At 62.2% G+C, this 12,432-nt stretch carries 13 protein-coding genes; 3 read left to right on the plus strand and 10 right to left on the minus strand.

From position 1 onward, the window contains the following. On the minus strand, positions 1 to 1,722 hold a 1,722-nt coding region (locus tag B4E36_RS09795; RefSeq protein ID WP_345900297.1), incomplete at its 3' end, for an ABC transporter transmembrane domain-containing protein. Between the two features lie 194 nt (positions 1,723 to 1,916). On the opposite strand from B4E36_RS09795, the gene rpmE reads away from it, so the two are divergent. Beyond that, positions 1,917 to 2,138 carry a 50S ribosomal protein L31 gene (gene rpmE / locus B4E36_RS09800; protein ID WP_018066325.1) on the plus strand — a complete coding sequence of 74 codons (222 nt, stop codon included), beginning with the start codon at positions 1,917 to 1,919 and terminating at the stop codon, positions 2,136 to 2,138. Positions 2,139 to 2,242: 104 nt separating this feature from the next. Here rpmE and B4E36_RS09805 read toward each other — a convergent pair whose 3' ends face one another. From B4E36_RS09805 to B4E36_RS09815, 3 genes are all read right to left on the minus strand, one after another. Further along, positions 2,243 to 2,755, minus strand: a complete 513-nt coding sequence (locus B4E36_RS09805) for a DUF1465 family protein (protein WP_292056039.1) — start codon at positions 2,753 to 2,755, stop codon at positions 2,243 to 2,245. Between the two features lie 167 nt (positions 2,756 to 2,922). Continuing rightward, positions 2,923 to 3,207, minus strand: a complete 285-nt coding sequence (locus B4E36_RS09810; RefSeq protein ID WP_292056041.1) for a DUF1192 domain-containing protein — start codon at positions 3,205 to 3,207, stop codon at positions 2,923 to 2,925. Beyond that, on the minus strand, positions 3,191 to 4,492 hold the full coding sequence (locus B4E36_RS09815; RefSeq protein ID WP_292056043.1) for an MFS transporter: 1,302 nt from the start codon (positions 4,490 to 4,492) through the stop codon (positions 3,191 to 3,193). Before B4E36_RS09815 ends, B4E36_RS09810 begins: the two co-directional genes overlap by 17 nt. Before the next feature lie 194 nt (positions 4,493 to 4,686). Here B4E36_RS09815 and B4E36_RS09820 point away from each other — a divergent pair, with 194 nt between their 5' ends. Then, positions 4,687 to 4,845, plus strand: a complete 159-nt coding sequence (locus B4E36_RS09820) for a hypothetical protein (protein WP_174801781.1) — start codon at positions 4,687 to 4,689, stop codon at positions 4,843 to 4,845. An 82-nt stretch (positions 4,846 to 4,927) separates the two neighbouring features. Here B4E36_RS09820 and B4E36_RS09825 read toward each other — a convergent pair whose 3' ends face one another. The 4 genes from B4E36_RS09825 to B4E36_RS09840 form a co-directional block, all read right to left on the minus strand. Next, the gene (locus tag B4E36_RS09825) at positions 4,928 to 5,710 is read right to left on the minus strand and encodes an amino acid ABC transporter ATP-binding protein (RefSeq protein ID WP_292056047.1); all 783 of its coding nucleotides are present in this window, start codon (positions 5,708 to 5,710) and stop codon (positions 4,928 to 4,930) included. An 18-nt stretch (positions 5,711 to 5,728) separates the two neighbouring features. Further along, the gene (locus B4E36_RS09830) at positions 5,729 to 6,883 is read right to left on the minus strand and encodes an amino acid ABC transporter permease (protein WP_292056049.1); all 1,155 of its coding nucleotides are present in this window, start codon (positions 6,881 to 6,883) and stop codon (positions 5,729 to 5,731) included. A 1-nt stretch (position 6,884) separates the two neighbouring features. Beyond that, positions 6,885 to 8,078, minus strand: a complete 1,194-nt coding sequence (locus B4E36_RS09835) for an amino acid ABC transporter permease (RefSeq protein WP_292056051.1) — start codon at positions 8,076 to 8,078, stop codon at positions 6,885 to 6,887. Positions 8,079 to 8,185: 107 nt separating this feature from the next. Beyond that, positions 8,186 to 9,214: an amino acid ABC transporter substrate-binding protein gene (locus B4E36_RS09840; RefSeq protein WP_292056053.1), complete on the minus strand. Its 1,029-nt coding sequence runs from the start codon at positions 9,212 to 9,214 to the stop codon at positions 8,186 to 8,188. Positions 9,215 to 9,578: 364 nt separating this feature from the next. Between B4E36_RS09840 and B4E36_RS09845 the strand changes: the two genes are divergently transcribed. Further along, positions 9,579 to 10,766, plus strand: a complete 1,188-nt coding sequence (locus B4E36_RS09845; RefSeq protein WP_292056054.1) for a cystathionine beta-lyase — start codon at positions 9,579 to 9,581, stop codon at positions 10,764 to 10,766. A gap of 68 nt (positions 10,767 to 10,834) precedes the next feature. Here the strand turns inward: B4E36_RS09845 and B4E36_RS09850 are convergent, their stop codons facing one another. Further along, positions 10,835 to 11,509, minus strand: coding sequence for an SH3 domain-containing protein (locus tag B4E36_RS09850; protein ID WP_292056055.1), 675 nt, complete (start codon positions 11,507 to 11,509; stop codon positions 10,835 to 10,837). Positions 11,510 to 11,633: 124 nt separating this feature from the next. Beyond that, positions 11,634 to 12,432 (minus strand): FAD-dependent monooxygenase (locus B4E36_RS09855; RefSeq protein ID WP_345900298.1); only part of this gene is annotated, 799 nt, incomplete at its 5' end.

A 12,432-nucleotide genomic window follows, 5' to 3' on the forward strand; every position in this document is an offset into this window, starting at 1 on the left:
CAGCGTTTCGTGCCGGCCTTCCTCAACGATCCGGCCCTCATCCATGACCACGATCCGGTCGGCGGAGAGCACGGTGGCGAGCCTGTGGGCGATCACCAGCGTGGTGCGGCCCTGCATCAGCGTGCCGAGCGCCTGCTGCACCAGGATTTCGCTTTCCGCGTCAAGCGCCGAGGTGGCCTCGTCGAGCAGCAGCACCGGCGCATCGCGCAGCACCGCCCGGGCGATCGCGATGCGCTGGCGCTGGCCGCCGGAAAAGGTGATGCCGCGCTCGCCGGCCATGGTGTCATAGCCATCTTCAAGCTTGGCGATGAAACCGTCCGCCTGGGCGGCGATCGCCGCGGCGCGCACCTCCTCCCGGCTCGCGTCCGGCCGACCCAGCGCGATATTGTCGTGGATGCTCGCCGCGAAGATCGCGACATCCTGTGGCACCAGCGCGAACCGTGCGCGCAGCGCTTGCGGGTCGACATCGCGCAGGTCTAGACCGTCAAGGGTGATGCGGCCGGAATCGGGATCGTAGAAGCGCAGCAGCAGCGAAAACAGCGTGCTCTTGCCGGCACCCGAAGGGCCGACAACGGCGACGGTCTCGCCCGGCTGAACATTGAGCGAGACGCCCGAAAGCGCGCCGGCCTTCGCGCCGCCGGTGGGGTAGCGGAAGGCGACGTTTTCGATATTGATCGCGCCGGCGGCGGGCTCCGGCAGGGGCAGGGGATTTTCGGGGGCCGCGATCTCGCGCTTCTCGTGCAGGAGTTCGCTCAGGCGTTCGGCGGCGCCTGCGGCCAACGACAGCTCGCCCCAGACTTCCGAAAGCTGGCCGAGCGCGCCGGCGGCGAGCACCGAATAGAGCAGGAACTGGCCGAGCGTGCCGCCCGTCATCGTGCCGGCCAGCACCGATTGCGCCCCGAACCACAGGATGGCGGTGATCGAGCAGAACACCAGGCTGATGGCGACCGCCGTCAGCCCGGCCCGCGCCTTCAGCGTCGAGCGAGCCGCCGAGAAGGCGTGTTCGACCGCTGAACCGTAACGCCGGCCGGCCATCGCCTCGGCGGTAAACGCCTGCAGCGTCCGGGTCGCGCCGATCGCCTCGCCGGCAAAGGCGGTGGCGTCGGCGAGTTCGTCCTGCGCGGTGCGCGAGCGGGAGCGGACATTGCGGCCGGCGGCGATCAGCGGCAGCACCACGATCGGGATCGCGACGATCACCATCACCGAGAGCCGGGGCGAGGTGTAGACCATCATTGCCAGCGCGCCGATCCCCATGATCAGGTTTCTGAGTGCAATCGACGCGGTTGCGCCGAAGGCGGACTTGATCTGCACCGTATCGGCCGTCAGCCGCGACACGATCTCGCCCGACTGGTTGACGTCGAAAAATGCGGGCGAGAGCCGCACGACATTGTTGAACACATCGCGGCGCAGATCGGTCACGACGCGTTCGCCGAGAATCATCACGAAGAAATAGCGAAGCGCGCTCGAAATCCCGAGCGCCAGCGCCATCAGGCCGAGAACGATGAAGTAGTTGTTGATCAACTGGGCATCGGAATCGGAAAAGCCGTGGTCGATGACGCGGCGCACCGCGATCGGAAGCGCCAGCGTGACGAGGGATGCCGACAACAGGAACGTCAGCGCGCCCGCGACAAGGCCGCGATAGGCGCGGATATAGGGAAAAAGTCCGGCGAGCGGGCTCAGCGCCCGCGCCCTGTCGCCCCCGGTTGGTTCATTTCGGCTCAATGGATTTTCCTCGTTTCCGCCGGCCTCTGATATTGCTTTCGGCGGCTCTTGTTATTCGCCTCACGTTCCTGTATAGCGACCGCAACCTTGTCGACAGCCGTGGCCTTTTTGAGGTCTCACGGCTTTGTTTATTCAATAGGCCCGGCCGGCGCAATGGCCGCCAGACCTTAAACGAGCTTGCAGGAACGAGAGTTATGAAGGCTGATATTCATCCCGACTATCACATGATCAAGGTCGTCATGACGGACGGCACGGAATACGAAACCCGCTCGACCTGGGGCAAGGAAGGCGATGTGCTGAACCTCGACATCGACCCGACCTCGCACCCGGCATGGACCGGCGGCTCGCAGCAGCTGCTCGACCGCGGCGGCCGCGTTTCGAAGTTCAACAAGCGCTTCGGCGGTCTCGGCATCTGATTGCTGCCCGAGCAATGATTTTGAAAACCCGGCCTTGGCGCCGGGTTTTTTGTTGTGCTGTTTTGTCGCAGGGAATGCGATGCGGACAGGCCAGATGCGGCCGATCAGCGGCGCGCGAAGGCGGTCTGCAGCAGGTCGATCTGGGCGATCACCTGGTTTTCGGGGATTTCCGGGGCTTGCGCGGCTGCAGTCTTCATCAGGCTGTCGTCGAGCTTGCGGATGCGCGCTTCGAGCCGATCCGTGTGGGCGGCAAGGTCGCGGAAGCCGGGGGGCAGTTCCTTCCAGCCGTGCGGGATGCGATCGTCGCCATCGCCGAGCCGGAGCTTGCGGCGCTCCTGCACCACCTGGTCCAGCGTCATCTCGCCGGTGTTGAGCGAGCGTTGCAGCAGCAGCCAGGAGGCGAGCTGCATCAGCCGGGTCGTCAGCCGGATCGATTCCGTGGAATAGAGCGCGGTGCCAAGCGGGCTCAGCATTTTCGCGGCGGCCCGGCCTGGACCATCAAGATAAGCCGCCGTCGTCTCCACGAGCTTCATGCCCTCGGCATAAAGCGCGTAAAATTGCGGAGAGCTTGCGGCCCTGCCGGCAAAATCTATGGGTTTGGCCCCGGAACTGGTCATCAACTTACTCTGGCTACGCTGCCTGCTCATGCGAGCGGGACTTGGACACTACCGAAAACAAATATACCTGTAGCGCAAAACCGCAAGACGTTTCTTAATGAAAGGTTAATACCCACTGCCAATCAGGAAAAGGCAAAAAAAAGAGCCGCTAACGGGCGGCTCTGAAGTCAGAGGGTGATGATCGGAATCAAGACAGAGGTTCCGATACCGCATTGCGGATGTCCCCAATAAAATCCTGGAAAGGTTAATATTGCGTTTACGCGGCGGGAAGGCGCTATTTCTTGAAGAAACTTTCCGCCGCTTCCCTTGCGCGCGATCGCCGCCTCGATGCGCTCGATCTCTGCGCGAAGCGCGTCTGCGAAGCCTTTCAGCGCCTCGACGGAGTGCTGCTCGAGATCGGAACCGATCACATAATCGCTCTTTTTCGGCGCGGACTCATCCTCGTTCCACATTCTCGGCCTCCTCGTTCGCTGGCGCGCGTTCGGCGCTTTCCTCCTCATACTCCCGGGGCGGCGTTCTGAACGCAACCCCCTCGCGGGTGGAGACCGGCGTGGCGGCATCCGGCATCGCCATGAAGGCCTCGCGCTCGGCCATCGGCACGGGCGCGCGCAGGCGAGAGCGCAGCAGCGCATAGGCGAGGATCAACAGGTGCGCGGTGGCGGTGATGATGAACAGTGCATAGGGGCCGAATGCCGACATGACCGGGCCGCCCACCGTCGGCCCGATGATCGTGCCGATCCCGAACAGGAACAACAGGCCGCTTGAGATCTTCACATAGTCTTCCGGCCGGGCGAAGTCGTTGGCGTGCGATGCGGTGATCGGATAGAGCACGTTGGCGGTCGCGCCGTAGATCACCACGAGGCCGATCAGAACCTCCGCGCCGGGCTTGAGCAGGAATATCAGCATGGCGGCAAGCGCCGCGCAGCCGGCAAGTGCCGCGATCACATAGCGCCTGTCGGTCATGTCCGAAATCTTTCCGAACGGCACCTGCGCCACCGCGCCAGCGAGGATCGCGCCGGTGACCAGAAAGGCGATTTCCGCATCCGGCAGGCCCGCGCGCGTCGCGAACACGGCCACCAACGTGCCGAATGCGCCATTGGCGATGCCGGTCAACAGCACGCCGAGACAGGCGACCGGCGAATTGCGGTAAAGCAGCTTGACGTCGATCCTGACCGCCTGAAGCGGCCGCGGCGAGGCCGCGTTCGACATGGTCGTCGGCAGCATGGCGACGCAGTAGAAAATGCCGGCCACCATGAACAGGATCGCGGTGTTGGTGTTGCCGAAGCCGACCACGAGCTGGCCGCCAACCACGCCGAACAGGGTGATGCCGGTATAGAAGGTGAAGACCACGCCGCGGCTGGAATTGTCGACCCGTTCGTTGAGCCAGCTTTCGATGATCATCTGGGTGCCGGCCATGGCAAAGCCAGTGGCCGCTCTCAGCGCGATCCAGGCATATTCATCGATGAAGATGCCGGTCATCAGCGCCACCATGCAGATGATCGCGATGAAGCCCGAAAACGCGCGCACATGGCCGATCCGCATGATTAGTTTCGGCGCGAACAGACAGCCGAGCACGAAGCCGCTCGCCCAGGATGTGCCGATGAAGCCGAGGGCCGTGTCGCTGTAGCCCTCCGCCGCGCCGCGCAGCGGCAGCAGCAGGCCGTGCAGGCCATTGCCGAGGAAGAGAAACAATGTGCCGAGAAGCAGCGCGAAAACGGGAAGTAAATTGCGTTTCATCAATGAACCTGGGTAATCTGAAATCAATTTTGGCGGGTATGGTTGCAACGCAACATAACCGCACTTGTTCCGGCGCGATTCTATCACCTGCGCGGCAAATTGCACTGTCGAATTATGGCTGTCGCGGGTGACGCCGGCGGCCTGTCGCTGTATGAGGGGCGAAAGCCCGTTGCGCCGGGCGGATGAGGAGAGACATGGCCAAGCTGATATCGCTGCTGCTGATCGCCGCCATGGCGGTTCAAATCATCAAGCCGCTCGGGCTGCCGGGCCTGAAGAAGCGCATGGATTTCTGGAAAATCGCGGTTTTCGCGCTGGCAATGACCGCGCTGGTGGTGGCCATCCGCCCGTCGTGAGATAGACGCGTCGCCCTCGTTGAGGGCACAACAAAAAGGCGGGCCCCAAGGTCCGCCTTCACAATCTGCCGTCCACTCCAGCCTAATGCAGAATCTGGCTGAGGAACAGCTTGGTACGTTCGTGCTGGGGGTTGTCGAAGAACTCGGCAGGTGCGTTCTGTTCGACGATCTGGCCCTGGTCCATGAAGATCACGCGGTTGGCGACCTGGCGGGCGAAGCCCATTTCGTGGGTCACGCACAGCATGGTCATGCCTTCCTCGGCAAGGCCCACCATGGTGTCGAGCACTTCCTTGATCATTTCCGGGTCGAGCGCCGAGGTCGGCTCGTCGAACAGCATGATCTTCGGGCTCATGCACAAAGAGCGGGCGATCGCCACGCGCTGCTGCTGGCCGCCGGAAAGCTGGCCCGGATACTTGTCCGCCTGCTCCGGGATCTTCACCCGCTCGAGGTAATGCATCGCGATTTCCTCGGCCTGCTTCTTCGGCATCTTGCGCACCCAGATCGGGGCCAGCGTGCAGTTTTCCAGAATGGTGAGGTGGGGGAACAGGTTGAAGTGCTGGAACACCATGCCGACTTCGCGGCGGATCTCGTCGATCTTCTTCAGGTCGTCGGTCAGCTCGATATTGTCGACGATGATCGTGCCCTTCTGGTGTTCCTCCAGCCGGTTGATGCAGCGGATCATCGTGGATTTGCCCGAACCGGACGGGCCGGCGATGACGATGCGCTCGCCCTTCATCACCTTCAGGTTGATGTCGCGCAGAACGTGGAAGTCGCCATACCACTTGTTGACGTTGATCATGTCGACCGCGACCTCGGTATCCGAGACGGTCATGTGGGAGGTGTCTACAGTCTCTACATTTGTCATTGCGGTTCTCTCAAAAATCTAGCTTCTGTGTCCGGTGTCGAGATGGCGTTCCATGAAGCTGGAATAGCGCGACATGCCGAAGCAGAAGACCCAGAAAACGAGACCGGCGAAGATCAGGCCGGTGATCGGGGTGACGGGCGAGGCCCAGGTTGAGTCGGTGAAGTTGAACTTGATGATGCCGAGCAGGTCGAACATGCCGATGATCGAGACCAGGGAGGTGTCCTTGAAGATCGAGATGAACTGGTTGACGATCGCCGGGATCACCAGCTTGATCGCCTGCGGCAGGATGATCAGCCGCATGGTCTGCCAGTAGCCGAGGCCGAGCGAGGCCGCGCCCTCGAACTGTCCCTTCGGCATCGCCTGCAGGCCGCCACGGATCACCTCGGCCATATAGGCGGAGATGAACAGCGACACGCCGACGATCGCGCGCAGGAACTTGTTGATGGTCATGCCTTCCGGCAGGAACAGCGGCAGCATCACGCTCGCCATGAACAGGATGGTAATCAGCGGAACGCCGCGCACCACTTCGATGAACATGATCGAGAGGGTGCGCACCACCGGCAGTTTCGACCGTCGCCCGAGCGCCAGCAGAATGCCGAAGGGCAGCGAGACCGCGATCGCGAAGTAGGACAGGATCAACGTCACCATCAGGCCGCCCCAGTCCGATGTGTCGACCACCGGAAGGCCGAAAACGCCGCCGTAGATGATGAAGAATCCAATAATGGGCAGGATGATGAACAGCGCCAGAGCGTTCCATCCCTTGTGCGGCACCTTCGGCATCAGCATCGGGATCAGCAGGGCAGTGAAGACCACGGCAACGAGGATCGGGCGCCAGAGCCATGGGTCGGGATAGCGCCCGAACAGGATCTGATCCATCTTGTTGCCGATGAAGGCCCAGCACGCGCCGCTCCAGCCATCCGGCCTTATACCGCCCTGGGCTACGGTCGCGCAGGTCGCGCGGTCCGTGCCGGTCCAGGCGGCGTTGATCAGCAGCCATTCGACCATGGGCGGGATCGCCCAGATGAGAAAGACGATGGCGATGATCGAGAGAATTGAATCCTTGGGCGTGGCAAACATGTTGGCCTTGACCCACTGAATGGCGGTTCCCTCTTTCTTCGGCGCAGGCTGCTGGGCCTGCATTTCCTTTCGGACATAAGCCAGATCTTGCGCCATCTTATCTCTCCACCAGAGCCATCTTGGCGTTGAACCAGTTCATGAAGATCGATGTCAGGATCGAAAGCGTGAGATAGATGATCATCCAGATCGTCACCACCTCCACGGCCTGACCCGTCTGGTTGAGGACGGTCTTGCCGACGGCGACGATATCGGCATAGCCGATCGCGACCGCGAGCGAGGAATTCTTGGTCAGGCTCAGATATTCCGAGGTCATCGGCGGAATGATGATCCGCATGGCCTGCGGCACCACGACGAGACGGGTGACCTTGCGCGGATGCAGGCCGAGCGCCCCGGCAGCTTCCGTCTGGCCCTTGGCAACGCCGAGAATGCCGCCGCGAATGATCTCCGCCATGAAGGCTGCGGTATAGAGCGACAGCGCCAGATAGAGCGACATAAATTCCGGACCGATCACCGCGCCGCCGGCCAGATTGAAGCGGCCCTTGACCGGAATGTCGAAGGTCACCGGCATGCCGGAGACGAAATAGGCGATGAGCGGCAGCAGGATAAGGATCGCGATGCTGACCCTGATCGTCGGGAATTGCTGGCCGGTCGCCATCTGGCGGCGCTTGGACCACACGGCAAGCGCGACAACGGCGACGATCGCCGCCACCAGCGCCGCACCCATCAGCCAGGAGCCGGGACCGAAGATCGGCGTGGGGAAGGCGAGCCCGCGATTGTTGAGATAGATATCGAGCGGCAGCGCGATCGAATCGCGCGCCGAGGGCAACAGCGCCAGAACGCCGGTGTAGAAGAAGAAGATGACCAGCAGCGGCGGAATGTTGCGGAAGATCTCGACATAGACTTCGCTGAGCCTGGCCACGAGCCAGTTCGAGGAAAGCCGACCGATGCCGACGATGAAGCCGATAATCGTCGCTGTCACGATCCCCGCGACCGAGACGATGACCGTGTTGATGATGCCGATGACAAGCGCCCGGCCATAGGTCATGTCATTGTTGTAGGCGACCGGCGTCTGCGCGATATCGAAGCCGGCGCGGCTGTCGAGAAAGCCGAAACCTGACGCGATGCCGGCGTTTTGAAGGTTGGTGATGGTGTTGTCTGTGACCCACCAGACAAATCCGACCACCAGAATAACCGTCACCAACTGGTAGACGAAACCTCTGACGGCGGGATTGTATAGAAGTGCGGCAGCCCGCGACTCCCCCAAGGGAGCGTTGCTTGTCGTGTCAGCCATGTGTTCCCCGGTTTGCCCGAAAGGTTGTTGCCCGAAAGGGTTCTTATTTTATACGGCGCATGGCGGAATTCCGCCATGCGCCTGATTTTATAAGATTATAACCTGCCTTAGCGGATCGGCGGGCCGTACTGCAGGCCGCCATCGGTCCACAGCGCGTTCAGGCCGCGGTCGATCTTCAGCGGGCTACCGGAGCCGACGTCCTTGTCGAAGATCTCGCCGTAATTGCCGACGAGCTTGATGACGTTGTAGGCCCACTTTTCGTCGAGGCCGAGGTCGGCGCCGAGCTTGCTGTCGGTTTCCGTGCCGAGCAGACGCTTGATCCCCGGATTGTCGGAGGTTTCAGCCATCTCGTCGACATTTTCCGATGTGATGCCGAATTCTTCGGCGTTCAACATCGCGTAGTGAACCCACGACACGATGTCGCCCCACTGGTCGTCGCCCTGGCGCACGGCCGGGCCGAGCGGCTCCTTGGAGATGATTTCCGGCAGGATGATGTAGTTGTCCGGATCGGTGAGCGTCAGACGGATCGCATAAAGGCCCGACTGGTCGGTGGTGTAAACGTCGCAACGACCCTGATTGAAGGCATTGTTGACGTCTTCGAGCTGTTCGTAAACGACCGGGTTGTACTCCATGCCGTTGGACGAGAAGTAGTCGGCAAGGTTAAGCTCGGTGGTGGTGCCGGACTGAACGCACACGGCAGCGCCGGAAAGTTCCTTGGCCGACGAAACGCCGAGATCCTTCGGCACCATGAAGCCCTGGCCGTCATAGTAGTTGACGGTGCGGAAATCGAGGCCGAGCGAGGTATCACGCGACAGCGTCCAGGTGGTGTTGCGGCTCAGCACGTCGACTTCGCCCGACTGCAGCGCCGGGAAACGGTCGGTTGCCGTCAGGGCAACGAAATTCACCTTGTCGGGATCGCCGAAGATCGCGGCCGCGATAGCGCGGCAATAGTCAACGTCCAGACCGGACCAGTTCCCCTCATTGTCGGGCGCGGAAAAGCCTTGCAGGCCTGTGCTGACGCCGCAGGTCAACGTTCCTTTGGACTTCACGTCGTCAAGTGTCGCGGCCGCAGCGCCCTGGGCGCCAAGACCCAAGACTACTGCGCCGATCGCGGCTGACAGAATCGTCTTTCTCATTTTCCCAACCTTTGTTTATCGTTGAAATCTCGAGTTGCCGCCGCGACCAGTTCAGCTTCAGGCCGGTAACGACAACTGCCCGCTACCCCTCGGGGCGAGCGGACTTATCACAGTCGTTATTTTCCGGATGGTCAATACTCGGCTGTCAAAAATGGTCTGTTTTCATGGAAAAGGTACACTTTAGTCTAATAAATGGGCAGGGAGCCAAAAACTGTGCGTGACGTTGCTGGGAAACAGGGCAGGCCGTTGTCTTGTTTGTTTTGTTGACTATCGATCAACTACCGCGAAATCGTTCAGCCTTGACCGACCTTCCGCAAAACTCCAAAACACCGGTGCGTTTTTCACAACCGTGCGATTGGATGCCATGGCCAGAATACCAGATGCCGCCTCTAAGCTGGGGGACAATAGCAAGCTCGCCCATTGCGGGAACGACCCGCACGCCTTTCACGGCTTCGTCAATCCGCCGGTGGTGCATGCCTCCACGGTGCTGTTTCCCGATGCCAGGACGACGGTGGAGGGGAACCAGAAATACACCTATGGCACCCATGGCACGCCGACCACGGATGCGGCCAACGCGGCCTTCACCATGCTGGAAAACGCCGCCGGCACGCTGCTTTATCCCTCGGGACTCGCCTCGATCACCATGCCCTGGCTGGCCTTCCTCAGGCCCGGCGACCACATCCTGATCGTCGATTCGGTGTATGATCCGGCCCGTCGTTTCGCCGATAACGTTCTGACAGGGCTCGGGGTGGAGGTCGAATATTACGACCCGGCGCTCGGGGCGGATATCGAGGGCATGTTCAGGCCTAACACCAGGCTGCTGCATACCGAATCCCCCGGCTCGAACACGTTCGAAATCCAGGATATCCGGCTCCTGTCCGACATCGCCCACGCCCATGACGCGATTGTGTCGATGGACAATACCTGGGCGACGCCGCTTTATTTCAAGCCGCTCGATTTCGGCGTCGACCTGTCGCTCAACGCGGCGACCAAATACCCGTCGGGCCATTCCGATATCCTGATGGGCACGGCCTCGGCCAATGAGCGCTGCTTCCCGCAGCTTCTTGAACATTACACCTGGACCGGCATGTGCGCGGCGCCGGACGATGCCTACCAGATCCTGCGCGGGCTGCGGACCATGGGCGTGCGTCTCGCCCATCACCAGAAGAGCGCGCTCGAAATCGCGGCCTGGCTGGAAGGCCAGCCGGGCGTTTCGCGGGTGCTGCATCCCGGCCTGCCGTCATTTCCGGGTCACGATCTGTGGAAGCGTGATTTCAAGGGCGCGACCGGACTGTTTTCGATCGTGCTTGCCGCGGAAGAAGGGGCCTTCCGTCGTCGCCAGCACGCCTTCCTCGACGCGCTGGACCTGTTCGGCATCGGCTATTCCTGGGGCGGCTATGAATCGCTTGCGGTGCCGGTGAACCTTTCCAACCGCACGATCAGCAAGGCTCCATTGGATGGCCCGCTCATCCGCCTGCAGATCGGCCTTGAGGATGTTCAGGACCTGATGGCCGATCTCGAAAAGGGGCTGGCGGCGGCGCGGGCCGTGTAGCGGCAACCGCATATTCTCCGGTCAATACAGAAAAGCCGGCGACTGGATGCGATCGCCGGCTTGTTTTTTTACCACCGGCCCCCGCGATGACCGCCGTGGAATTCGGTCGGCGGACGATGATAACCGGGCGGCGGACCGCCATGATAATAGGGCGGCGGCGGTCGATAGCCGGGACGGCCGACCGGCGGATAATGCGGCGGCGGCGGTTGGCGATAAACCGGACGCGGTCCGCCCCATGGCGGGCGATATCCGGGCGGCGCGCGCCAGCCGGGCGGCGGACCACCCCAGCCGGGCGGGGCGCGCCAGCCAGGCGGCGGATAATAGGGGTGCGGCGGATAATAGGGCGGGTAGCGGCCCCACGTATTGTACCAGGGATAACCGCGATAGTAGTTGTTCCAGTATGACTGGGAGAAGGCGGTAATCGCGACGCCGGCGGTAAAGGCGATCGCCGGCGACAGCGTCTGGCGCTGGTTCTGGTAGACGATCTGGATGTAGCGGGCAGCGAGCCAGCCGCGATAATTGGCGTAGGACACGTCGCACCAGCTATAGTCGGCAAGGCATCCATTATTGACGAGACTGGCGCCCGCCGGAACGACGGTGACGGTCGGGTAGGATGTCGAGGGGCCGGCGCGAAGATTGACGTTGGACGTGGCGTAGGCGGTGGTCGCCGCATGCGCCTGGACCGACATCAACGCTGCCGCCAATGCGATGCCGGCGGATTTCAAAACGGCGCTTGCTCTCATGGTTGCTCCCGAAATCAAGTGTTGAAGCCGATGCTAACACAAAATGGATTATGGCGCGCGGAAGCTGAAGCCTGGATGAACGACGGCGGGAGCAACCGGCTGTTTCGGTATTCGCACAAGCCCTTCAAGCCTGCTGAAGACCGTAGGCCTCATAGCCATAAAGCCAATCCAGCTCCCGGACAAGGGAATCGGGCGAGCGCATGGCCAGCACGGCGTCGCGGCCGAGCCGGAAGGGGCCGCGCGCATGATAGGCGAACCTGTTCAGGCCGGTGCGCTTCTTCAGGCGCTCCAGCCGCGGGCGACGATGGGCCTCGAAGGCCGCAAAGGCTGTCGGCGCGGGCATTTCGGCCAGAAAGGCGGCAAGCTCGAAGCCGTCCTCGATCGCCATGGCCGCGCCCTGCGCCGAAAACGGCATCATCGCATGCAGCGCGTCGCCGATCATGATGGTGTCCGCGCCATTGTGCCAGCGGCCGTCGCCCACCTCGTAAAGCGGCCAGGCCGCGGGTGAGACCTTCGAGAAAAGCCGCTTGAGCGCGCCGTTCCAGCCGCCGAAATGCTTTTCGCGCGCAACCTGCCAGCTATGATCGGCATTGCCGTCCCAGGTCTCGCCCGGATTGGCGCCGGCGGCGATCGCCACGAGGTTGAAGCCGCTGACATCGCGCAGCGGATAGGCCACCAGATGGGCGCTCGGGCCCATGAAGGCGGTTATGTGCTCGCGGTTCAGGAAGGCCGGCGTGTCTTCCGACGAGACCACGAAACGCCAGGCGATATTGCCGGAAAACCGCGCTGTCGCGCTTCCCTCTATCCGGCCGCGGCTGGCGGACCAGACGCCGTCGGCGCAGATGATGGCATCGGGCTTGCGGTCGCCATCGGCGACACGCGCGGCGATATCGCGCGATGTCGCGCGCGCGCCGAGCCTCAGG

Source organism: Martelella sp. UBA3392 (assembly GCF_002358775.1).
In the GTDB taxonomy this organism is placed as follows: Bacteria; Pseudomonadota; Alphaproteobacteria; order Rhizobiales; family Rhizobiaceae; genus Martelella; species Martelella mediterranea.

Excerpts from the sequence above, each read along its gene's own strand:
- B4E36_RS09845 (WP_292056054.1), top strand. The coding sequence starts at position 9,579 with ATGGCCAGAATACCAGATGCCGCCTCTAAGCTGGGGGACAATAGCAAG.
- rpmE (WP_018066325.1), top strand. The coding sequence starts at position 1,917 with ATGAAGGCTGATATTCATCCCGACTATCACATGATCAAGGTCGTCATG.
- B4E36_RS09825 (WP_292056047.1), bottom strand. The coding sequence starts at position 5,710 with ATGACAAATGTAGAGACTGTAGACACCTCCCACATGACCGTCTCGGAT.
- B4E36_RS09815 (WP_292056043.1), bottom strand. The coding sequence starts at position 4,492 with ATGAAACGCAATTTACTTCCCGTTTTCGCGCTGCTTCTCGGCACATTG.
- B4E36_RS09820 (WP_174801781.1), top strand. The coding sequence starts at position 4,687 with ATGGCCAAGCTGATATCGCTGCTGCTGATCGCCGCCATGGCGGTTCAA.
- B4E36_RS09805 (WP_292056039.1), bottom strand. The coding sequence starts at position 2,755 with ATGACCAGTTCCGGGGCCAAACCCATAGATTTTGCCGGCAGGGCCGCA.
- B4E36_RS09850 (WP_292056055.1), bottom strand. The coding sequence starts at position 11,509 with ATGAGAGCAAGCGCCGTTTTGAAATCCGCCGGCATCGCATTGGCGGCA.
- B4E36_RS09830 (WP_292056049.1), bottom strand. The coding sequence starts at position 6,883 with ATGGCGCAAGATCTGGCTTATGTCCGAAAGGAAATGCAGGCCCAGCAG.
- B4E36_RS09840 (WP_292056053.1), bottom strand. The coding sequence starts at position 9,214 with ATGAGAAAGACGATTCTGTCAGCCGCGATCGGCGCAGTAGTCTTGGGT.
- B4E36_RS09810 (WP_292056041.1), bottom strand. The coding sequence starts at position 3,207 with ATGTGGAACGAGGATGAGTCCGCGCCGAAAAAGAGCGATTATGTGATC.
- B4E36_RS09835 (WP_292056051.1), bottom strand. The coding sequence starts at position 8,078 with ATGGCTGACACGACAAGCAACGCTCCCTTGGGGGAGTCGCGGGCTGCC.